The organism is Capnocytophaga sp. oral taxon 903 (assembly GCF_013394785.1).
GTDB lineage: Bacteria > Bacteroidota > Bacteroidia > Flavobacteriales > Flavobacteriaceae > Capnocytophaga > Capnocytophaga ochracea.
Window position 1 is genome coordinate 2,298,914 of the sequence record NZ_JABXYW010000002.1, and the last position, 24,454, is coordinate 2,323,367.

A 24,454-nucleotide genomic window follows, 5' to 3' on the forward strand; every position below is an offset into this window, starting at 1 on the left:
AAATCTGTTATAGGTCAACTATTTTACACCGCACCAAACCCTATTTCTTTAAAAGGTGCTCAATAGTATTTTTGTAACTGTTAGGCACTACGATTCTAAAACCTGCAACCGTTTCCTTTATTTTCATCAAATCGGCTGTTTTTTCTACAACCAGAGCAGTTACCTTTTTCTGACGTTCTTGTTGCAACCTTTGAAGTTCTTGTTCATATTGTAATTGAGCATTATTCTGGAACGTACGGAACTGAGCCTTATAAAAGTTTACTTCACTTTCAACCTCACGATGCTGAGCTAATAGCTGTTCTTGCAGTTCTTGTAGCTCAGCAAGGTCATACAGAGGTACATTCTTTACTTTAAATACCTGCTCACCTACTTGTTTTAAGGTAATAAGTTCTTTCTTACTGAGATTTGTGCGCACCTCATCAAAATTATGAATATACTTCCCGATGTGGGCAGCTTTAGCTTCAGCTTCCTTATATCGTACTACTTCTTCAAGTGATAAAGTTTTGAAGTAATCTTCTATGGTAACCTCTCTAAGCCGATTGAGGTGTTCATAGTCAATTGGTTTTACTTCAGCTTCTGCTTCAAGTTGTATATTGGTTAGCTTTTTTGTTAGCACATCTAATCGAGCTTCCTTTTCCTTAATTGCCGTACGTAAATAAGCTGAGATTGCATATAGCGACCCTATTTCAGTGAGCTTTTCTCCGATATCATCTACTTTCACAAAGTTATCTAAAGGTTCCCCATCAATACTGGAAGTATGAGTTTCAATAGTATTAACAAGGTCTTGAATGGGTTTGAGTCGTTCTTTAATACGCTCACATACATAGTTAGCCTCTGATGAAGTAAGTCCAGAGGTATTGAAATAAGGGTTCTTGGTTTGTAAATAATCTATCATAAACAATTTGCTTTTTATCTGTTTTACAAATAAAGTAGGAGTATTTAATCTTTCCTTAATGGGTAGTTTTTCTTTTGAGTACCTTCTCAACAGCTTTCAAAATACCTTCTTTGTCTAAACCGTACTTTTGCATTAGCTGAGCGGGAGTTCCACTTTCACCAAAGGTGTCGTTTACAGCCACAAATTCCTGTGGAACAGGATAACGTTGTGTAAGCACACGAGCTATGCTCTCACCTAATCCACCATAGTAATTATGCTCTTCACAAGTTACTACTGCTTTAGTCTTCTTTACTGAAGTAAGAATAAGCTCTTCGTCTAACGGTTTAATAGTGTGGATATCGATAACTTCTGCTGAAATACCTTTTTGCTCTAATTCCTCACAAGCCAAAAGAGCTTCCCATACCAAATGCCCTGTAGCGATAATAGTAACGTCCTTCCCTTCGTTTAACAAAATACCTTTTCCTATTTCAAAGGTTTGGTCTTCAGAAGTAAAGTTTGCTACCGTAGGACGACCGAAACGCAGGTAAACAGGACCTACATAATCAGCAATGGCAATAGTAGCAGCTTTTGTTTGATTGTAATCACAAGGATTGATAACTACCATATTAGGAAGCATTTTCATCAAACCAATATCTTCTAATATTTGATGGGTAGCTCCATCTTCTCCGAGAGTAAGCCCAGCGTGAGAGGCACAAATTTTTACGTTTTTATTTGAATAAGCTATCGACTGGCGTATTTGGTCATACACACGCCCTGTAGAGAAAGCTGCAAAGGTGCCTGTAAAAGGTATTTTACCCCCAATAGCAAGACCAGCGGCAATACCCATCATATTTGCCTCAGCAATACCTATTTGAAAGAAGCGCGTAGGGTTCTCCTCGATAAATTTTTCCATCTTCAATGAGCCAATCAAATCGGCACAAAGAGCAACTACATTAGGGTTCTTACGTCCTAACTCAGCAAGTCCTGCCCCGAAACCACTTCGGGTGTCTTTTTTTCCTGTATCAATATATTTTTTCATCGGTAAATGAGTGTTATTCTTTTTGAGCGACAAAAGTAATACTTTTTATCTTTTCTTCCTAACAAAACTATCTATTTCTACATAAACAAAATAAATGAATAGCAGAAACGCCTCTATAAGCATAAGAAGAAAACTAATTAGTTCTATCACAAGCTATCGTTTTAAATTAAGAGTAAAGATAGTAAACATTCATTACTTACAGTTTTTTTTGTTTATTTATTTCTTCAGTAAAATAATCTTTTGTACTTTTAGCCCCTCATTAAATCTATATCTCGCTTATTATGGATATGAAAACCATTATCATCGACCCTTATTACACCCTGATAGTCGCTACGATAGTGTTGCTCGTAGGGCGACTATTAGTGCATAAAATCAAATTTTTAAGAAACTTTAATATACCCGAACCTGTAGCGGGCGGATTGTTAGCAGCAGTATTTATCTATCTGCTGTATACTGCCACGGGCATTTCCTTAGAGTTCAATAACAGCTTGCAAGATGCTTTTATGCTATTTTTCTTTTCGTCCATAGGTTTGAGTGCCGATTTCTCTCGACTAAAAGCTGGTGGTAGAGGGCTGATTATTTTCCTGGGGGTGGTCGCCCTCTTTATTGTAGTACAGAACTCTGTGGGGGTGGGCTTAGCAAGTGCTTTGGGGCAAAACCCTGTTATGGGACTCATCACAGGCTCTATCACACTTACAGGCGGACACGGAACGGCAGGTGCTTGGGGTAAAATATTAGAAACCGACTACGGTATAAAGGGAGCTACTGACCTGGGAATGGCTTCGGCTACCTTCGGGTTGGTACTCGGCGGACTTATTGGTGGTCCCATAGCACGCAAGTTAGTGAACAATATAGGAAAAAAGCCTATTACTGAAAAACAAAGTACTGACACCGTAGCCGATAACGTAGTAGAAGTTTTTGAAAATGCAATTAAACAACGCCTCATCACTTCTAAATCAGCGATAGAAACTATGGCACTATTTGCCGCTTGCCTATCGTTTTCAGCTATAATGGTATCACCCACAGTAACTGCCTTCTTTCCAGAGAGATTCACTATTCCTCAGTTTGTATGGGCATTGTTCTTTGGTGTACTCTTGCGCAATGTGCTCACCAGAGGCTTTAGTGTAAATATGTTCGACCGCGCTATCGATGTGTTTGGCAACGCTTCTCTGAGTTTGTTTTTAGGCATTGCCCTCTTAAACCTCAAACTGTGGCAATTGCTTGATTTAGCCCTCCCGATGCTCATTATTTTGGCAGTGCAAACCTTTGTGATGTGCTCTTATGCCTATTTTGTTACCTTCCGCCTGATGGGTAGCAACTACGATGCTGCTGTACTCTCAGCAGGACACTGCGGTTTTGGTATGGGCGCCACCCCTACAGCAGTCGCCAATATGCAGTCGGTAACCGAGCGTTTTGGACCTTCACACAAAGCCTTCTTGATAGTGCCAATGGTAGGAGCTTTCTTTATCGACTTCATCAATGCCTTTATTTTAACTACCTTTATTAGTTTGTTGCAATGATAATAGCCGATGGTTTATGGTGAGATTAAGGTTAGTTAGCTTATAGAAAGCTTATAGGATAAACGAACAAAGACAAAAAAAGTATTAGATTCTGAAAAACCAAAAGGTATATTCTATCAAAACATAATAGACAATATTCGTGGTAAAACACCAAATAAAATGAGGCTATCTAAATAATAGATAACCTCATTATTTTTTAGATTGATAAATAATCTTTTAAAACTTTTTAGAAAAGTTACTTCTATAAAAACCTATCAAATTCTTAGAAGAAGTAACGTTTGAAAGCCTCGATAGCGGCATAGTCAGCGAAGCCTAAATTGCGGTAACGACGAGCGGTTTCGCTGTTACGAGCTTCGGCGCGTTGCCAGAATTCGCGCAAGTCATCTCCTTGGAACATAGCACCATCTTTTTGAGATTGGTGGAAGAAGATAGCTTGACGTTTTTTGAGTACTTGTGCAGGGCTCATAGGGACTGCCATTTCTATTTCGTGGATATCCCATTCGTGCCAAGCACCGCGGTACAACCATACCCAGCAGTCTTTCATATAATCTTTGTGTTTCAAATTCTTCAAAGCAGCAAAGATAGCATCAAGACACACTTTGTGAGTACCGTGAGGGTCGGCGAGGTCACCAGCAGCATAGATTTGCTGAGGTTTTACTTCTTCAATCAAATCCATAATGATTTTGATATCGGCTTCGCCTATAGGGTTCTTTTTCACACCACCTGTTTCATAGAAAGGCAAGTTGAGGAAGTGTACTTGGTTATCGGGTACACCTTCGTAGCGTGTAGCAGCCAATGATTCGTGGCGACGGATGTTACCTTTGAGTTGGCGTACAAGCAAGCTATCAATTTCGTTAGATTTTTTGTTGGCGATGTTGCTAATAATCTCGTTGATTACGGCTACTTCGGTTTTATTTTCTTTGGCTATATCTTTGAATACTTCGGCGAATTTAAGCGCTTCGTGGTCGGATACGGCAAAGTTACCGGAAGTTTGGTAAGCGATATGTACTTCGTGACCTTGAGAAACTAATCGGTCGAAAGTGCCTCCCATAGAAATCACGTCGTCATCGGGGTGAGGACTGAAGATGATTACGCGTTTTTTGTGAGGATGTTCGCGTTCAGGGCGGTTGGTGTCATCGGCTTTAGGTTTACCACCTGGCCATCCTGTAATGGTGTGTTGCAAGCGGTTGAACATAGCGATGTTCAAATCGTAAGCGGGGCCTGATTCAGCCAAGAGTTTTGACATACCGTACTCGTTGTAATCGGAATCGGTGAGTTTGAGGATTGTTTTGCCCAAGTGTTCGCAAAGCCAAACAATAGCTTTAGCTTTGAGGTCTTCGTCCCATTGTACATCGGTAACGAGCCAAGGGGTTTTGATACGAGTAAGATCGGCAGCAGCCTCTTCGTCTAATACAAAAGTAGTGTTTTCGTGAAGTTGAAGATAGCTTGAAGGTACTTCGGCAGTGATATCGCCTTCTACGGCTTTGGCTACGATAGAGGCTTTACTGCTACCCCAAGCGAGCAATACGATGCGGTGTGCTTTTAACACTGTGCGGATACCCATTGTAATGGCTTGACGAGGCACATTGTCGATACCGTGGAAGGTTTCAGCAGCATCGGAACGGGTGATGTGGTCGAGAGTGATGATACGGGTACCAGAATTGCGGTTAGAACCAGGTTCGTTGAAGCCGATGTGACCGGTACGACCGATACCGAGGAGTTGAAAATCGAGTCCGCCACATTCTTCGATTTTTTTGTCGTAATTAGCACAATAAGCTTCTAATTCGTCGTGAGGTACAGTTCCGTCGGGAATATTGATATTTTCCTTAGGAATATCAATATGGTTGAAGAGGTGCTCGTGCATAAAGTACCAATAACTTTGTATATCCTGTTTTTCCATTGGATAATACTCGTCTAAGTTGAAGGTAATTACGTTTTTGAAGCTAAGACCTTCTTCTTTGTGCATACGCACGAGTTCGTCGTAAACTTTCACTGGAGAGGAGCCAGTGGCTAAGCCTAATATGCATTTTTTGCCTTCGGCTTGTTTCTTTTTGATAAGGTCGGCGATTTCGTGTGCGACACTAATTGAAGCGGTTACTGAGTTCGAGAAAACAACGTTATAGATTTTCTCGAAACGAGTTTCCTCAACGGAGCCAGCAGGCTGATGAGCAATTGATGAAACTTCTTTTCTGATATGTGTTCTCATTTTTGTTAATGAATAATTATTATAATTTCAGTTTTGACCCTGCAAAAGTATTTCTTTTTTACAAATTACACAAATAAATTTAACATTTCTTTATAGTATCTTTTTATATAGCATTCTAAGAACTTAAAGCATAGATAATTTGGTTCATAAATCAAATTATTAAACACCTAATAATCACCATAAAGACGAATCTCTACATTCTCTGAGCTAATAGTGCTATACAGATGATGTTCTTTAGATTTTTCATTCTCTTTATTTGTTTCGTTATTAGTGCTAGAAGTTATATGCTTCCGTCTTACTTTTTCTAAAATCTTTTGTGCTAATTCTATTGGAGATAATTTTCTTGCATCTAAATATCCAATTGTATTTCTAAGTCCTTCTAATTCTGTGTCATCAAATCTTACAGGGAGAATATATCCTTCTGTTTTATCATTTATTTGTCTTGAAAAAGCATTTTTAACCTCATAATTAGTCCATTCTTTATGCCGATAATACTGAGAAATAAAAATAACTACATATTTAGATTCTCTTTGAAAAAGTCTCTCAAAATAAATAGCTAAGTCCTCTCCCCATAAATTTACCTCTTCAAATTTATCATAAAAAACAGATAAATTGTTTTCTTTTAAAACTTTCGCAACTTCTTCTACATATTCTCTATCTTCTCCTGCAAAAGATAATGTTACTTCATATTTATATTCCATATCTTTCTCTTTAGCTCCTATTTGAATGTCATTTACTTTTAAACTTTAGAGCTACTACTGAGTTCATTGTTTTCAACCGCAACAGTTATTTTAAATTACACTATAACTCGTTCCTTCCTTACTGTCCTTGAGCTGAATACCCAATGCAAGGAGTTCATCTCTAATCTTGTCGGAAAGTGTCCAATCTTTATTGGCACGGGCTTCCATTCGCATATTAATAAGCAACTGGAGCACGCCGTCGAGCTTGTCATTGTTATTAGCCGTTTGTTGCTCACTTTGTAACCCCAATACATCAAAAACAAAAGCATTCATCAGTTCTTTCAACTCCTTGAGTTCTGTTACTGAAATCTTTTCTTCGCCGTTTTTTACTTGGAATATCCACTTTACAGCTTCAAAAAGATGGGCTATGAGTATAGGTGAATTGAAATCGTCTAACAATGCATCGTAGCATTTTTGTTTCCATTCGGCTATAGGGAGCGAAGTTGAGAGCTCTGCATCCGTAGTAAGTTCATTCAATATCTTCATCGCTTCCATAAGTCTATTAAAGCCTTTTTCGGCAGCGAGCATCGCTTCGTTGGAGATATCGAGTACACTGCGGTAGTGCGCTTGCATAAAGCAAAAGCGAATAACAGCGGGAGCAAAAGGTTTCTCAAAAAAAGTATTCTCTCCGCTGATGAGTTGCATAGGCAATATATAGTTACCAGTAGATTTACTCATACGTTGTCCGTTCATTGTGAGCATATTGGCGTGCATCCAGTAGCGTACGGGACTTTCGCCGTGACCCGCTTTACCTTGTGCAATTTCGCATTCGTGGTGCGGAAACTTCAAGTCCATACCGCCCCCGTGAATGTCAAATTGGTTACCGAGGTATTTGGTACTCATCACTGTACATTCTAAGTGCCAACCTGGGAAGCCGTCGCCCCAAGGTGACGCCCAACGCATAATGTGGGCAGGAGAGGCTTTCTTCCAGAGCGCAAAGTCCTGAGGATTGCGTTTTTCGCCTTGCCCATCCAAATCACGAGTATTGGCAAAGAGCTCTTCTATATTGCGTCGAGAGAGCTCCCCATAATTGAGTCCGCGTTTGTTGTATTCAAGTACATCGAAGTATACAGAACCATTGCTTTCATAAGCAAATCCGTCTTTTAAGAGTTTTTCGGTAAGCTGTATTTGCTCCAATATATGCCCTGTAGCAGTAGGCTCAATAGTAGGAGGCAGTAAGTTAAATACCTCTAATACTTTGTGAAAATCTACAGTGTATTTCTGTACAATTTCCATAGGTTCGAGTTTTTCGAGACGTGATTGTTTTACAAAGCGGTCGTTGTTCACATCACCGTCATCGGTAAGGTGACCTGCATCGGTAATATTGCGTACATAGCGCACTTTGTAACCTAAGAATTTAAGCGCACGATACACAAAATCAAACGACATAAAGGTGCGCACATTGCCTAAATGCACATTGCTGTATACAGTAGGCCCACATACGTACATTCCTACATTGTTTTCGTGTAAGGGTACAAACACTTCTTTTTCTCCTGTTAAGGAATTAAATATTTTTAATTGATGTTCCATTACTGTTATATTATCTACTAATTTGCTAATTTACTAATTTGTTAATTCCTTAATTTTATATCTCTCTTCGTTACTTTTAGTCTTTAAAATAATTTCTCCCAGAAAGCCTGCAATAAATAGTTGTGTACCAATGATCATAGTGGTAAGCGCAAGGTAAAACTGAGGTCTATCAGCAATAAGGCGACCGTATGGATTGATAAATAATTTATCAATACCAAGGTAAGCCGAAAACAAAAAACCTATAAAGAACATCAGTACTCCCAATGCTCCAAAGAAGTGCATCGGGCGTTTACCGAAATGGGATAGAAAACTAATGGTGATAAGGTCTAAAAAACCATTGATAAACCTATTCATACCGAATTTGGTCACACCGTATTTGCGGGCTTGGTGTTGTACAACTTTCTCGGTAATGCGGTTGAAACCAGCGTTCTTTGCCAATACAGGAATATAGCGATGCATCTCACCTGATACTTCAACATTCTTTACAACCTCTTGTTTGTAGGCTTTAAGTCCGCAATTGAAATCGTGGAGGGTGAGACCTGAGGTTTTGCGCGCTGCCCAGTTGAAGAGTTTAGAAGGCAGATTTTTTGCCAATACCGAATCATAACGTTTTTTCTTCCAACCCGATACAAGGTCATAACCCTCTTGGGTAATCATATTATAAAGAGCAGGAATCTCATCCGGACTGTCTTGCAGGTCGGCGTCCATTGTAATCACCACTTCACCTTGTGCTTGTTTGAATCCTGCGTGCAGTGCTTGTGATTTGCCGTAATTGCGCAAAAAACGAATACCCTGTACATTAGTATCTTTACCCGATAACTCTTTGATTACCTGCCAAGAATTATCAGTACTACCATCGTCTACAAAGATAATTTCATAAGAATAACGATGTTCAGTGAGTACTTTATGTAGCCACTGATAAAGTTCAGGTAGCGATTCTTGTTCGTTGAGAAGCGGTATAACGATTGATATTTGCATCTTATAACAATTTGAAGTGCAAAAGTAATAAATTAATAATGAATACCAATAAATGTAGCAAATAAATTCATTTTTATCACCATATAACTTATTTATATGAATGATATAAGGTTAATCACTTTAAAATACAATTTCATAGATAATAACACTGCATTTTCACCTATCAGAGGCTCTTTTACCTAATCTATAGCACTATTTTTCTTCTTTTCTATTAACTTTTTATAAGTTATTTTCACACTTACTATCAAACACTTACAGTTTAATGATGAAAAAACAAACATTTTTTTATTGCCAATATAAAAAAAGGTTGTATCTTAGCACGCTAATTTATATAACAGATACCTATTAATATATTATGACAGAAGGAGAAAAACTGATTCCTGTAGACATCAGCGATGAAATGAAATCTGCCTATATCGATTATTCGATGTCGGTAATCGTTTCACGTGCATTGCCCGATGTTCGTGATGGTTTAAAACCTGTACACCGCCGTGTACTTTACGGTATGTACGATATGGGAGTGCTCAGCAATCGCCCTTATAAAAAGTCGGCTGCTATTGTGGGTGAGGTTCTCGGTAAATACCACCCTCACGGCGATACAGCTGTTTACGATACTATGGTGCGTATGGCACAATATTGGAGTTTACGCTATATGCTTGTAGACGGACAAGGTAACTTCGGTTCAATGGGTGGTGATCCCCCTGCCGCAATGCGTTATACCGAAGCCCGTATGCGTAAATTCTCCGAAGAAATGCTCTCAGATATCGACAAGGAGACAGTTGACCACCAACTTACTTATGACGACTCTCGTGAAGAGCCTATCGTACTCCCTACACGTATCCCTAACCTATTGGTGAACGGTTCAGCAGGTATCGCAGTAGGTATGGCTACTAATATGGCTCCTCATAACCTTAATGAAGTTATCGATGGAACTATTGCTTATATCGACAATAACGATATTGAAATCGATGAACTCATTAAATACATCAAAGCTCCTGATTTTCCTACGGGAGGTATTATCTATGGCTATGAAGGCGTAAAAGAAGCCTTCAAAACAGGACGCGGACGAGTAATTATTCGTGCCAAAGCTGAGTTTCAAGAAATAAAAGGTAAAGATTGTATTGTAGTAACCGAAGTCCCTTATCAAGTCGATACATCTGTGCTTTTGAAAAAAACATCTGACCTCGTAAAAGAAGGTAGGTTAGAGGGTATCACCGATGTACGCGATGAATCAGCTCGTGGTAAAATACGTATCGTTTATATTCTCAAACGCGATGCAGTGTCTAATGTAGTGCTCAACAATCTCTTTAAACATACTGAGCTACAAACCTCATTTAGTGTTAATAACATCGCCTTAGTAAAAGGGCGCCCTCAGTTGTTAAACCTTAAAGACCTTATCTTTCACTTCGTAGAACACCGTTATGACGTAGTGTATAGACGTACCGACTATGAACTTCGCAAAGCCAAAGAGCGTATTCATATTTTAGAAGGGTATATGAAGGTGATGGCAACCGAGGACACTATGGGTAAGGCTATTGAGATTATCCGTTTCCACGATAAACCTAAAGAAGATTTAATTGCTGAGTTCGACCTTACCGATGTACAAGCCGAAGCTATCTTAGCGTTAGCACTACGTCGTATCAATAAGGTTCTTATCCAACAAACCAAAGAAGAATACGAAGAAAAGCTGGCTGAAATACGCGATTTAGAAGATATCTTAGCTCGCAAAGAACGTCGTACCGAAATTATTAAGGAAGAACTACTCGAAATAAAAGAGAAGTATGGCGATGAGCGTCGTTCTACCATTGAATACGCAGGGGGCGAATTCAGTGTAGAAGATATGATTCCTGATGATAAAATGGTAATTACCATTTCACACGCAGGCTATATCAAACGCACTCAGCTTAGTGAATATAAGACCCAAAGCCGTGGCGGTGTAGGACAAAAAGCCTCTACCACACGCGACCAAGATTTCTTAGAACACCTCTTTGTAAGTTCTAATCACCAATATTTATTATTCTTTACTCAAAAAGGTAAGTGTTTCTGGATGCGTGTATACGAAATACCAGAAGGTAGCAAAACTGCCAAAGGTCGTGCTATACAAAACCTTATCAATATCGAATCCGATGATAAGATTAAGGCTTTCGTGAGTGTACAAAACCTCAAAGATGAAGACTACATCAGCAACAATTACCTCATTATGGCTACTAAAAAGGGTATTGTTAAGAAAACGCTTCTCAAAGAATACTCTCGTCCACGCCAGAATGGTATCAATGCAATCACTATTAAAGAAGGTGACGAACTTATCGAAGCAAAACTTACCTCAGGCAGTAGCCAGTTGATGTTAGCCGTGAAATCAGGTCGTGCGATTCGTTTTGCCGAAGACAAAGTGCGTGCCGTAGGGCGTAATTCGCAAGGGGTTCGTGGTATCGACTTAGATACTGAAAACGATGAAGTAGTAGGTATGATTGCTATTGAAAACCCACGTGAAGAGACTGTATTGGTAGTATCAGAAAACGGTTATGGTAAACGTTCCTATATTGATGACCCCGAAACACACGAAGCCGTATATCGTATTACTAACCGCGGTGGTAAAGGGGTAAAAACCATTTCTATTACCGAGAAAACAGGTCAGTTAGTAGCTATTAAAAGCGTATTAGAAGGTGAAGATTTGATGATTATCAATAAATCAGGTATTGCTATTCGTTTATCAATCGATACCCTTCGTATTTTAGGACGTGCTACTCAAGGCGTAAAACTCATCAATATCAAAGGTAAAGACTCTATTGCCGCCGTTACTAAGGTAATGAAAGAAGATGACGATGAGAGCACTGAAGAAGCTCCTATTAATGATAATGAACCTTTAGATACTCAGGAATAAAATTTGTGTTCATAATTAATTAAATAAAAAAAGCCCGTAATACTGCGTATTACGGGCTTTTTTTCTACCCTAAACCACCCACCTTACCTCCGCTATTCCTTTAACCACTATTCGCCTTTTATTCGTCTTTTCTTTATCTGCCCGTGCGACTCGCACCGTCATTTGTTCATTTATATATACAAACTTTGCCAAAATTTGAAACTTTGGCAAAGTTAAAATCTACTAATAACATTCTTCTTATTTATATCTTAGTTTTAACTTACCCCCACTTTTCCTCCGCCTTTTGTTCGTTCTTTGTTCGTTCTTTGTTCGTTCTTTGTTCGTTCTTTGTTCGTTCTTTGTTCGTTCTTTGTTCGTTCTTTGTTCGTTCTTTGTTCGTTCTTTGTTCGTTCTTTGTTCGTTCTTTGTTCGTTCTTTGTTCGTTCTTTGTTCGTTCTTTGTTCGTCTTTTGTTCGTCTTTTGTTCGTTAATTATTTATCTGCCTGTGCGGCTCGCACCTGCCCGTGTGGCTCGCACTATCTACCTGTTGTGCTACGACTTCACACTATTTTACCTTTTACCTTTTACCTTTTACCTTTTACCTTTTACCTATATAATTAGTATTGTGATATCAAATAGCTTAGTCCCTCTCAACTTATAGAAATGAAAAAAAACTAATATTTTTTTGTTACATTTATTAATATTTTGTACTTTTGGCGTTAAATTATAAAACCAACGCTTATTATGGCAATGCACAACGATTTAGGAAATGAAGGAGAACAAGATGCCGTAAACTTCCTAATTGAAAAAGGTCATACTATTTTAGAACGCAATTTTAGGTTTGGGCACGCCGAGATTGATATCATTTCGCAAAAAGGTAATATTTTGCATATCACAGAAGTAAAAACACGTAGCTCAAGTGCTTATGGTGAACCCGAGAGCTTTGTAAATCAGCAAAAGATAGAACTATTAGTGAAAGCTACCGATTTTTATATAAAGAAAAAAGACTTAGATGTAGAAATACAATTCGATATTATATCCATCGTAAAAAACAATGCAGAATTTAGCTTAAACTACATAGAAGACGCTTTTTATCCTTTTTAATGATTTATGCCCCCAATTACTTTTTAATAAATTTATAATATCCAATACAAATGAAAACAATAGCATCAGCCGTCGAGCACTATATCAAATCAAAACCTTTCTTACAAACCGCTCTTTCAGAAGGGATTATTAACCTTACTTCTTTGGCTCGTATCATACGTAAGGATATACAAGCTGAAACTACTCAGCGTGAAGTGCGCAATGGGGCTATTGTTATGGCTCTCAAACGCCTTTCAGTAGATATGGAGTTTCGCTCTACTCATCGTATTGTAAAAGTATTGAAGAATATAGGCGATATTATTGTTCGTTCAAATTTAACCGACTATACTTTCTTAACCTCTGAAACCTTTATGAATGCTCAGGCTCAGCTACTCAATAAAATCAAAAATAATAGAGATATCTTCTACGCTACTACTCGTGGGGTAAATGAAGCAAATATTATTGTCAGTAACTCAATGGAGTCTATTGTTGAGAATATCTTTAAGAAGGAACGCATTTTGCACAAATTTACCGATTTAGGAGCTATCAGTGTAAAACTTCCCGAAGAAAACGTCTCAGTATCGGGCATTTATTATTTTATATTCCAACGTTTGGCTTGGGAGGGAGTGAATATGAACGAGGTGATTTCTACCGCCAACGAATTTACTATCGTAATCCCTGAAAACCAAATCGATATAGCTTTCAAAGTAATTAAAGATTTAAAATTATTATAAAAATAAATGGTTAGAGTTAGATTTGCTCCCAGTCCTACGGGAGCATTGCATATCGGAGGCGTACGTACCGCCCTATTTAATTATTTGTTCGCCAAAAAGCACGGCGGTGATTTTTTACTTCGTATAGAAGATACCGACCAAAATCGCTATGTTGAAGGCGCAGAACAGTACATCATAAATTCCCTCAATTGGTTAGGTCTTACTTACGACGAGGGAGTAGGCAAAGAAGGCAAACACGCCCCTTATCGCCAAAGTGAACGTAAACCGTTATACAAACAATATGCCGATACCCTTATCAATAACGGTTGGGCATACTACGCTTTTGATACTGCTGAGGCATTAGATACAGCTCGCAAGGAAGCAGAAGCCAAAGGAGAGACCTTTATATACAATTGGGCTACACGTGATGCATTGCAAAACTCACTTTCACTTAGCAAAGAAGAAGTACAACAACGCTTAGAGCGTGGTGATGAGTATGTGATTCGCTTTAAAATGCCACATAACGAACAGCTAAAAATGAACGATATGATTCGTGGTGAAGTAACTATTGATACGAGTACCTTAGACGATAAGGTGCTCTTCAAAAGCGACGGAATGCCTACTTACCACTTGGCAAATATCGTAGACGATCACTTAATGGAAATCACTCACGTGATACGCGGTGAAGAGTGGTTGCCTTCTATGGCATTGCACCTATTGCTCTATCGTGCTTTTGGTTGGCAAGCTCCTGCTTTTGCACACTTACCTCTTATCCTCAAACCGGTGGGTAATGGTAAGCTCAGCAAGCGTGACGGTATCAAATTAGGCTTTCCTGTCTTCCCAATGGATTGGACAGAGAATGGCGAAACCCTCAAAGGTTTTAGTGGAGAAGGGTATTTCCCCGAAGCGCTTATCAACTTTTTAGCACTCTTGGGTTGGAATCCTGGTACCGATGAAGAAATCTTCACTGTGGAGCAACTCGTGCAACTCTTCGATTTGGAAAAAGTACATAAGGCAGGTGCTCGCTTTGACCCTGAGAAGATAAAGTGGTTCAACCACCAATACCTACAAATGAAGTCTAATGCAGAATTAGCTACTCTTTTCCAAAAAGACCTTACCCAAAGAGGCGTTACAGTTCCGATGGCTACAATAGAGAAAGTAGTTGGTCTCATCAAAGAGCGTGCTACCTTTGTGAGTGATTTTTGGGAACTTAGCAAATTCTTTTTTGAAGCTCCTGCTCAGTACGACGAAAAGGCACTCAAAAAACAATGGAAAGAGCAAACTCCTGAAATCGTAAAAGAAGTAAGTGAGGTACTTAAAAACACATCTAACTTCACCTCAGTAGCTTTAGAAGAAGCGGTGAAACAATATATGGAAACTAAAAGCTTAGGCTTCGGGCAAGTGATGCCTCCGTTGCGTTTAGCCTTAGTAGGTGAACTCAAAGGGCCTCACGTATTCGATATTATAGAAGTGATTGGCAAAGAGGAAACACTACGCCGTTTAAACGCACTTCTTTCAGCAGAAAAGTAACATATATAGAGCAGAATAGCAACTTAAAATAAGCCTGTATGAAAAGTTTTTCATACAGGCTTATTTTATTCTGATAATACGAACCGTGTTTGATGAGGTACTTTATAGCGTTTGTATCTACTGCAAATTGTGAGTGTTCCCATTGTTAATCATTACCACACCATACTTAGTGAAATGCGTTTTCGCACTTCGTCTTTCTCTATAACTTTTACTTGCACTTGTTGGTGGAGTTTAACTACTTCATTTACATCAGAGACATAACCTTCTTTCAGTTGAGAGATGTGTACCAATCCACTTTCTTTAATACCTATATCCACAAAGCAACCAAAGGCAGTAATATTGTTTACTATACCAGGCAATATCATTCCTATACGTACATCATCAAAGGTTTTTACATTAGGGTCAAAGGCAAAGGCTTTAGCAGTAGTACGAGGGTCGAGCCCTGGTTTTTCTAATTCCTTTAATACGTCCTTCAAATAAAGTTCACCCACCTTATCTGTTTTGTACTTTTGAATATCAATAGTGGCAATAGCTTGCTTGTTACCTATAAGTTGTGCAACTGAGATACCTATGTCCTTCGCCATTTGTTTGATAATAGGATAGGCTTCGGGGTGTACTGCTGAATTGTCGAGCGGGTTCTCACTATTATGTACACGTAAGAAAGCTACTGCCTGCTGGTATACTTTATCACCCAAACGAGGTACCTTTTTTAAGTCTTCTCGCTTACTAAAAGCACCATTAGCCGAGCGGTAAGCTACTATGTTTTCAGCCATCTTCTCTCCTATTCCTGATACATAACTGAGTAATGATTTGCTTGCTGTGTTGAGGTTTACCCCTACTTTGTTCACGCAACGCACTACGGTTGCATCGAGCTCCTCTTTCAATAACGACTGGTTTACATCGTGTTGGTATTGACCTACTCCTATGCTCTTAGGGTCTATCTTCACTAATTCAGCTAATGGGTCGGCAAGACGCCTGCCTATGGATACTGCCCCACGTACAGTTACATCGTAATCGGGGAACTCATCGCGAGCTATTTTAGAAGCTGAATAGACCGATGCTCCTGCTTCACTCACCACAAATACTTCCACCTTTTTAGGGAAAGCAATACTTCTTACAAACGACTCTGTTTCACGAGAAGCAGTACCATTGCCTATACTAATGGCTTGGATATTGTATTGAGAAACCATTGTGCTGAGCTTTTTGGTAGCCATAGTCATATCATTCTGGGGAGCGTGAGGGTAGATAACATCGTGATGCAAAAGGTCGCCTTTTTCATCTAAGCACACTACCTTACAACCTGTACGATATCCTGGGTCAATAGCCAAAATGCGCTTTTCACCCAAAGGAGATGCTAATAACAACTGTGAGAGGTTCTCGGCAAACACACTGATAGCTTTCGCATCGGCTTTATCTTTTGCCTCTTGTAGTGTTTCGTTGGAAATAGAAGGCTCTAATAAGCGTTTGTAGCTGTCTTTTACCGTTTTCTTCAAGAAATCGGCTACTTCTCCCCTACTCTTTATGATGTTTTCTTCCATAAAAGGTAAGGTTTCTTCACTATCTACTTGTACTTTTAGTTTTACAAATCCTTCTTTTTCGGCACGCAACATTGCTAATACACGGTGAGAGGGTGCTTTGTTAAGGGCTTCTTCCCAATCGAAATACTGAGCGTATTTCTGAGCTTCTTCCTCTTCGTTTTTACCTTTAACTACTTCGCTACTGATGATTGCTTTGCGCTGGAATATTCGGCGAAGAGTGCGACGTATAAACGTATTCTCGTTAATCCATTCAGCTATAATATCTGAAGCCCCTTGTAAAGCATCTTCTTCAGTAGGTACTTTATCGGAAAGATAACGCCCTGCTAATAGTTCCAAGTCGGTTACACGCTGACTCATTATCTGTTTTGCAAGAGGTTCTAAGCCGTTTTCTTTGGCTACATCGGCTTTGGTTTTACGACGTTTTTTGTAGGGTAGATATAGGTCTTCTAATTCATTGAGCTCAAAAGAGTTCTCAATACGTTTACGCAAATCGTCTGTAAGCTTTCCTTGTTCTTCAATAGAAGAGAGAATTGTTTCTTTGCGCTTACAGATATTGTCGTAATCAGCTTGGGATTTGGCAATATGCTCAATGGCTACTTCATCTAAATTCTGAGTGCTATCTTTTCGATAGCGTGCAATGAAGGGGATAGTGCAGCCTTCGGTTAATAGTGAAAGTGTGTTTTCAATAGCTTTTTCAGGTAGTTGTGTTTGGGCTTTTATATATTGAATGTTTGTCATACTAATGTGTTATCGATTTAACAGTGTTTTTAAATTGAAGGTGCAAAGATATTGAAGAATTAGCAGATTAGCAAATGTCTTTTAATACCACAATGCCAATAATGCCAATAATACTAAATCAATGACAGTGCGAGGTCGTAGCACGACAGGCAGAGAAACAATTAACGAACAAAAGACGGTGCGAGCCCCACGGGCAGATAAAGAAAAGACGAACAAAGAACGAACAAAGAACGAACAAAGAACGAACAAAGAACGAACAAAGAACGAACAAAAGACGAAGAAAGGACGAACAATGAACGAATAATGAACGAAGGATAACAAGAGTAAAAATATATCTAAACTGTATACAAAGCGATGCTTTGGTAGAGAAAACTTATTTTTTTAAAATAATATTTCGCTCTTTTAAAAAAAAGTAGTACTTTCGCACTCTGTAACAGCACTTATGAAAAAGTATGAAAAGAGTTTTACTATACAGTAGTTTTTTAGTTGTTTTTTTGCTATATTTAGCTTGTACACCTAATGCTAATACCTACTATAACCGTCAGATGCAACCTATTGTTACCAAGTATAATGTACTGTTCAATGGGGAGGAAGCATATGCCAAAGGTCTTAATGAACTACGCGAAAAATATCAAGATAATTTTAGTGAAATTCTACCTGTAGAGCCTATCGGTATGACAGGAAAAGTGCAATTAGATGGTACAGGTAATGCTGATTTTCAACGTGCTGAAGAAAAAGCTATTAAAACCATTCAGAAACACTCTATGGTTTTTAAAGGAGTACAACGCAACTATAAAATTGACGACGCTTATATGTTACTCGGTCAAGCCCGTTATTACGATGAGCGTTTTTTTCCTGCCTTAGAGGCTTTCAATCACCTGCTTACGAACTACGGAACGAGTGAGCGTATTCCTGAGGCAGCGGTTTGGGCACAAAAAGCTAATCTCCGTTTAGGTAAAGATAAAATTGCCATAGAAAAACTCACTGAATTTTTAAAAGAGAATCCTAAATTACGCAAAAATGATAGAGCTGAAGCCTATGCTACCTTAGGACAGGCTTATATCAACCAAGAACAATATCCTAAGGCTGCCGATGCGCTTTACAATGCTGGTAAATACACTCGTAATAAGGCTTTACGCGGTAGATATTACTTTATTGCAGCTCAGCTTTATGAAAAACAGCATCAAAAAGACTCTGCCGAAGTAGCTTTTGAAAAGGTTGTGAAGCAAAACTGGAAGATTCCGCGTAAGCTATGGGTAGAAGCCCAAGCAGGAAAGGCTCGCAACAAAACATTTACCCCTGAAGAAAAGGCTGATTTTTTAGCTTACCTTACCAAACTTGAACGCCGTTATGAGCACAAAAACTATCTCGATGTGCTTTACTACACTCACGGCGAACTTTTAAAAGACGATGACAAGCGTTTGGCTACCGATTTTTATCGTAGTTCTCTTTCCAACAATAAGAATAACAATCCGTTAAAAGCAAAAGCTCATACACGTCTCTCTGAATTATTTTTTGACCAGAAAGACTACACGGGAGCTTATCAGCATTTGGATAGCACTCTTACTTATATCCCTGAACATACCTTTGAACATCTTTTTATTCGCAGAAAAAGAGATAACTTGTCTAAGATTGCTGAGTTAGAATACGTCGTTAAGAAAAATGATAGCGTATTAAAAGTTATGCGCTTGCCAGAGACAGAACGTCGTGCGTATTACCAAAGACATATCGATTCTGTACAGAAAGCAATTGCTCTCCGCACACAAAAGCACCACAATAAAAAGGTTGCCAATACAGGTATGGGGGTAACGATGCCCGATGCTACTACTGAAAAGGGTGGCAAGTTCTATTTCTACAATCCGATGAGTGTAGCTTATGGGAAACAACAGTTTCAACAATATTGGGGAGACCGCAAATTGGAGGATAACTGGCGTTGGTCGAGTATGGGGAATGCCACTGTGGCGAACCTCACTGTCTCAGCTACTACACAACAAATAGCTGAAAAAGAAGTAGAAACTCCCGATACTTATCTTTCTCAACTTCCTAAGACCGAAGCCGAAATCGCTCAACTTAACATCGATAGAAATAAAGCCTTGTACCAGTTGGGCGTGCTCTATCGCTCTAAATTCAGTGAAAATGAATTGGCTATACAACGTTTAGAACGTGTTCTTGTCAACAATCCTTCTCCCGAATTAGAAGTAGTTACACTTTATGAGCTCCAAAAGAATTACACTGATACTCATAACCCCAAAGCTGAAACCATCAAAGGGCGACTACTTGCTAACTATCCTAATACCGATTATGCAAAACTATTGCAAGGAAGCGAAACCTCACAACAAGAGCGCAATAAACAGGCACAAGTTTTTGTTGATACCCTTATGGCTCGATACAATCGCGGTGAAATTATCGAGACGGCTCACCAGTTGCAAACAGAAGGGGCGCAGTATCGTGAAACTTCAGTAGCACCTGCTATCGCACTGTTGCAAGCTAAAACAACGGCACGTTTAGAGGGGCTTGCTCCTTACCAAGCGCAGTTACAACAGATAGCGACTAACTATCCTGCCACTGCTGAAAGTGAAGAGGCTAAAAATCTATTAGATGAGCTTAAAGATGTAGAAGCCGAAGATTTTGTTACTGACGATAAGGCTACGAAATGGAAAGTAGTCATTACAGGTACGGTTTCCGAGACACGTACAACTATAAAAGAACAACTTACCCAGAAATTAAAGGCAATTTCTGAGGTACTTACCCTTTCAGAAGACCTCTATAATGCCGATGAAACTTGGTTGGTAGTTCATAATATCCGCGATGCTTATTCAGCTCAGAGCATTGTTACTGATTTAAAAGAGTTCTTGGAGAAAAACAAACTATCTGCTTTTGTTATAGCCACTGAAAACTACCGATTGGTACAAATTCGCAAAGACAAAGAAAAATTCTTGGAGAAAGAAAAGAATGAAAACTAAGTCAGCTTATAGTATTTGTTGCTTTATGGTTTGTCATTCACCTTTATTTTAGTATCTTTGCGCCTCATTTAGCAAAAAAAACAATATGAAATTAAAACACGCATTCCTTATTATTCTGTTGGTACTTATCATCGACCAATGGAGCAAAATATACATCAAAACACACTTTATCCTCAACGAAGCCGTAACCGTTTTCAGTTGGTTTCAAATATACTTTGTAGAAAACGAAGGTGCAGCTTGGGGTACTAAAATCCCCGGCGAATACGGCAAACTCATTCTTACCCTCTTCCGCATTGTAGCGGTAATAGGTATTGGCTATTGGCTGGTATCGGCAGTGAGAAAGCAACAACCTAAGATACTTATTATTTGCATTTCTTTGATATTGGCAGGAGCACTGGGCAATATCATCGATTCGGTGTTTTACGGCATAATTTTCGACCATAGTTATGGTAACATTGCTACCCTATTTGCCGAAAATCCTTACGGAACCCTCTTGCACGGCAAAGTGGTGGATATGTTCTACTTCCCTATTATCGATACTACACTTCCCAGCTGGGTACCCTTTTGGGGAGGCGAACGCTTTCGTTTCTTCGAACCCGTGTTCAATGTGGCTGACTCTGCAATATGTATAGCAGTGGGGCTGATGATTTTATATCACAAAAAGATATTTCCTAAAAACTAAATGAATACAAAAACACTTGAAGACTTAGAGTTCCCTATGGTACTCTCTCATTTGTCTGACCTTTGCCTTACTGAACTCGGCAAGAAATACGCCTTACATATCAAACCTTTCGACAATCAGGAGAGCCTGTTATTGGCACTGAATCAAACCAATGAATACCTATCGTCTTTTGATAATAACAACACAATCCCTTCACACTATTGCGAATCTATCACTTCCGAAATTAAACTTCTATCTATTGAAAACGCCTTGTTAGAAGTGTCGAGCATTAGGAAGATTCATCGTATCAGCGAAGTTGTAAACACCCAAATTCTCTTCTTTAAGAAGTTCAAAACGCTATACCCTACCCTTTTCGAAACCGCTGATAGTATCGAGTATACTACCGAACTGCTGAAGGCTATCGATAAAGTGCTGGACAAGTACGGCGAGATAAAAAACGAAGCCTCTCCTACACTTGGCAATATACGTCGCGAGCTGAGCGCCTTGAAAGGAAAACTCAACGAAAGTTTCAATCGTGCTCTCGCCGAGTATAACACTGCCGACTATCTCGATGATATCCGCGAGACCGTAGTAGAAAACCGTCGTGTTTTGGCAGTGAAAGCAATGTACCGCCGAAAAGTACAGGGTACCGTATGGGGGAGCTCAAAAACGGGTAGCATAGTGTATATAGAACCGCGACAAACCGAAATCTACTCTCGCGAACTCTCCAATCTGCTTTATGACGAAAAAGAGGAAATCCAGCGTATATTAAGAGAACTTACCGCCTTCATCAGTCAGTTTGCCGACCTGCTGAAAGACTATCAGCGATACATCACAGCCGTTGATATTATTTGCGCCAAAGCTAAGTACGCTCACCAAATGAACGCACTTTTACCAGAAATCACTCAGGAGCGCGAACTATTCCTCCGTGAAGCATATCACCCTTTGCTGTACCTTAGCAATGCCAAAAAAGGTGTTACTACCTTCCCTCAAACCATAGAATTGAATGATGAAAATCGTATTATCGTCATCTCGGGACCTAATGCGGGCGGAAAAAGTATTACGCTTAAAACCATTGGCTTATTGCAATTAATGTTACAAAGTGGAATGCTCGTTCCGGTGCATCATCGTTCTAAAATGTGTTTGTTTGAACGCATTCTTACCGATATCGGCGATAACCAATCTATTGAAAACCACCTTAGCACATACAGTTACCGACTCAAAAATATGAATTACTTCCTCAAAAAGTGCAATCACCGCACCTTGTTTTTGATAGATGAGTTCGGGACAGGTAGCGACCCCGAATTAGGAGGTGCTTTGGCTGAAATATTCTTAGAAGAGTTCTACCACCGAAAGGCTTTTGGGGTGATTACCACCCATTACACCAATTTAAAAATGCTGGCAGATGAATTGCCCCACGCGAGCAATGCCAATATGCTTTTCAACGATAAAACCTTAGAGCCCATCTATAAGCTAATAATAGGCGAAGCGGGAAGTTCTTTCACTTTTGAAGTGGCGCAGAAAAACGGCATTCCGTTTAGCCTTATCAATCGGGCTAAGAAAAAATAGAGAAAGGAAAAGTGCGTTTTGATGCCACTATCGCCAAATTGCAGAAAGAACGCTCCAAAATGGAAAAAACTGCCGAAACCCTGAAAGATGAGGAAACCAAAGCCCGCGAAGAAGCCAAACGTTTGGAGGAACTCAATGATAAAGTAAAAAGCAAGCTCGTAAATTATCAAGAGCTCTATGACCAAAGCCAACGTATGATTACCTTAGGTAGTAAGGTAGACCAGATAGCCGAACGTTATTTCTACGATGGTAAACGTCGCCCTTTGGTATCCGAATTTCTTAAACTCATTGAAATGGAAAACGTTAAGCGCAAACAAATGAGCAAAGAGGAACGCACCAAGCAAAAAGAGGAGAAAAAAACTACTACCGAAGAAGTTCATAAGCAAATGGAGGCTATCCGCCAGCAACTCAAAGAAGAGAAGAAAGAGCGTATTGCCCAAGAACGTGCCGAAAAGGAAAAGCTACAACGCGCCCTTTCAGTAGGCGACCGTGTGCGCATTAAAGACAGCCGGAGCGTGGGAAGTATCGATAAGATTGAAAAAAACAAAGCCATAGTAAATTACGGGGCGTTTACTACCTCTGTTTCTTTGGACGAATTGGAGCTCGTACAGAAAATCCGATAAAGTTCAACTTACCGAAAAGGCACCTTATTAATATCTCAAAAAAGTGATTGTCCAAAAAACAATCACTTTTTAAGTTCTTTATCTTTTTAAAGTGAATAGAAAGTCACTTTTTGACTTGCCGAACTTTATAAAATCAATAGCGAGCCACTTTTTGAGTAGTTTAACTTTGTAAAGTTACAAAAAAGTGTACTTTTTTATATTTTTCTCTTCTTCGGAGGTTAAAACAGGGAGGCTTTTACAAATTGAATACATTAGTTTAATACAAAAAATAGCTATTTCAGTAGTTTTTGCAGTATTAACTTTGCCAAAGTTTGAAACTTTGGCAAAGTTGAATCAAATATAATACAAACACCATAAGCTAACATTGATTTTTCATATATCAATAAAAAACTTTGAAAATAATTTTGGATATAAAAAAAGGAATTCGTAATTTTGTCGCATAAAAACGAGGATTATCGTTATTAGGATAATCCCTAAATTTACAATACTAATTATTTAACAACCTCAAAAAATATTTTCTACTTATGAAAAAAGAGAAGTTAATCAATTTAGACCTTGCTCGCTTGCATAATGCCGAGTTTAAACAATTTTTAGTGCGATTTTTTGAAGATTTCGGCAAGACTGATTTAAAATTAGAAACAGATGCCGATTTTAAAGTACTCTTCGAAAAGTTAAAAGGCAAAATTCCTTCTTATGAAAAGGGATTGGAAAGAATCCGTTCTAGTGAAGAGACCAAAAAACTCGCCGAACTTGACCACGCAAGAGATACCGATATGCGTGCCTTGCGTTTGAGTATTCGCCCCTATAAATATGCGAAGACGGACGATAAGAAAAAGGCTTTTGAAACGTTAAAAAGGCTTATAGACCCTTATAAAGATGTTTCAAAAGAAACGTATGAGGAAGAAACCAGCAACCTTACAACTCTCATTACTCAGCTCAAAGATGAACCTTATGTAAATGCAGTGAAAACTTTACAAATTAAGGAGTTTGTAAGTGAGCTGGAAAAATCTAATAAGGCGTTTGATGAACTTTTTTCGCACAGGTCGTTCCAAACCTTGCAAAAAGAAGCCTATCATATACGTCCGCTACGCAAAGAGCTCTCAGATGATTACCGCAATATGGTAAATTACATTGTAACCCTATCGGGGGTGAAACAAGATGAGTTCTACAAAAAGACGTTGGAGGTTATCAATAACAGCAGGAAGTATTACGCCGATGTGATAGCACGTAGAAAGCCGAATGCCCCTTCTGCTAAAAACAAAGAGAATACAAATGTTATCCCATAAACT

The 24,454-nt window shown here is 39.0% G+C and carries 16 protein-coding genes and 1 pseudogene; 10 read left to right on the forward strand and 7 right to left on the reverse strand.

Features of this window, described 5'->3' with window-relative positions; genetic code table 11:
* Positions 1-40: 40 nt before the first annotated feature.
* Positions 41-895, reverse strand: coding sequence for a hypothetical protein (locus HW279_RS09645; RefSeq protein ID WP_178958814.1), 855 nt, complete (start codon positions 893-895; stop codon positions 41-43).
* A gap of 55 nt (positions 896-950) precedes the next feature.
* A complete protein-coding gene (locus HW279_RS09650; protein ID WP_178958815.1) occupies positions 951-1,913 on the reverse strand; it encodes a transketolase family protein in 963 nt (320 codons plus the stop codon).
* Between the two features lie 281 nt (positions 1,914-2,194).
* Here HW279_RS09650 and gltS point away from each other — a divergent pair, with 281 nt between their 5' ends.
* Positions 2,195-3,433, forward strand: coding sequence for a sodium/glutamate symporter (gene gltS, locus HW279_RS09655; RefSeq protein WP_048747426.1), 1,239 nt, complete (start codon positions 2,195-2,197; stop codon positions 3,431-3,433).
* A gap of 262 nt (positions 3,434-3,695) precedes the next feature.
* On the opposite strand, the gene nagB is transcribed toward gltS, so the two are convergent.
* The 4 genes from nagB to HW279_RS09675 form a co-directional block, all read right to left on the reverse strand.
* Positions 3,696-5,639 carry a glucosamine-6-phosphate deaminase gene (nagB, locus tag HW279_RS09660; protein ID WP_178958816.1) on the reverse strand — a complete coding sequence of 648 codons (1,944 nt, stop codon included), beginning with the start codon at positions 5,637-5,639 and terminating at the stop codon, positions 3,696-3,698.
* Positions 5,640-5,806: 167 nt separating this feature from the next.
* Positions 5,807-6,340, reverse strand: a complete 534-nt coding sequence (locus tag HW279_RS09665) for a TIR domain-containing protein (protein ID WP_178958817.1) — start codon at positions 6,338-6,340, stop codon at positions 5,807-5,809.
* Positions 6,341-6,430: 90 nt separating this feature from the next.
* A complete protein-coding gene (gene cysS, locus HW279_RS09670) occupies positions 6,431-7,909 on the reverse strand; it encodes a cysteine--tRNA ligase (RefSeq protein WP_178958818.1) in 1,479 nt (492 codons plus the stop codon).
* Between the two features lie 33 nt (positions 7,910-7,942).
* The gene (locus HW279_RS09675; protein ID WP_178958819.1) at positions 7,943-8,887 is read right to left on the reverse strand and encodes a glycosyltransferase family 2 protein; all 945 of its coding nucleotides are present in this window, start codon (positions 8,885-8,887) and stop codon (positions 7,943-7,945) included.
* 355 nt (positions 8,888-9,242) lie between these two features.
* On the opposite strand from HW279_RS09675, the gene gyrA reads away from it, so the two are divergent.
* The 4 genes from gyrA (at position 9,243) to gltX (ending at position 15,073) form a co-directional block, all read left to right on the forward strand.
* Positions 9,243-11,768 carry a DNA gyrase subunit A gene (gene gyrA, locus HW279_RS09680; protein WP_178958820.1) on the forward strand — a complete coding sequence of 842 codons (2,526 nt, stop codon included), beginning with the start codon at positions 9,243-9,245 and terminating at the stop codon, positions 11,766-11,768.
* Between the two features lie 723 nt (positions 11,769-12,491).
* Positions 12,492-12,851: a YraN family protein gene (locus tag HW279_RS09685; protein WP_002672262.1), complete on the forward strand. Its 360-nt coding sequence runs from the start codon at positions 12,492-12,494 to the stop codon at positions 12,849-12,851.
* Positions 12,852-12,901: 50 nt separating this feature from the next.
* Positions 12,902-13,564, forward strand: a complete 663-nt coding sequence (locus HW279_RS09690; RefSeq protein WP_009419941.1) for a hypothetical protein — start codon at positions 12,902-12,904, stop codon at positions 13,562-13,564.
* Between the two features lie 6 nt (positions 13,565-13,570).
* On the forward strand, positions 13,571-15,073 hold the full coding sequence (gene gltX, locus HW279_RS09695; protein ID WP_178958821.1) for a glutamate--tRNA ligase: 1,503 nt from the start codon (positions 13,571-13,573) through the stop codon (positions 15,071-15,073).
* Positions 15,074-15,225: 152 nt separating this feature from the next.
* Here gltX and HW279_RS09700 read toward each other — a convergent pair whose 3' ends face one another.
* Positions 15,226-17,349: a Tex family protein gene (locus tag HW279_RS09700; protein WP_178958822.1), complete on the reverse strand. Its 2,124-nt coding sequence runs from the start codon at positions 17,347-17,349 to the stop codon at positions 15,226-15,228.
* 121 nt (positions 17,350-17,470) lie between these two features.
* Here HW279_RS09700 and HW279_RS09705 point away from each other — a divergent pair, with 121 nt between their 5' ends.
* The 5 genes and pseudogenes from HW279_RS09705 to HW279_RS09725 all read left to right on the forward strand — a co-directional run bounded on the left by HW279_RS09705 (position 17,471) and on the right by HW279_RS09725 (position 24,451).
* Positions 17,471-17,653, forward strand: a complete 183-nt coding sequence (locus tag HW279_RS09705; protein WP_178958823.1) for a hypothetical protein — start codon at positions 17,471-17,473, stop codon at positions 17,651-17,653.
* 148 nt (positions 17,654-17,801) lie between these two features.
* A complete protein-coding gene (locus HW279_RS09710) occupies positions 17,802-20,312 on the forward strand; it encodes a tetratricopeptide repeat protein (protein WP_178958824.1) in 2,511 nt (836 codons plus the stop codon).
* Positions 20,313-20,397: 85 nt separating this feature from the next.
* Complete coding sequence (locus HW279_RS09715) at positions 20,398-20,994, forward strand: lipoprotein signal peptidase (protein WP_009413660.1); 597 nt, start codon at positions 20,398-20,400, stop codon at positions 20,992-20,994.
* Positions 20,995-23,165: pseudogene (locus HW279_RS09720) on the forward strand (endonuclease MutS2). It abuts the gene before it with no gap.
* 524 nt (positions 23,166-23,689) lie between these two features.
* Entirely contained in the window at positions 23,690-24,451 is a 762-nt protein-coding gene (locus tag HW279_RS09725) for a DUF6261 family protein (protein WP_178958825.1), read from the forward strand.
* The last annotated feature ends 3 nt before the right edge of the window (positions 24,452-24,454 follow it).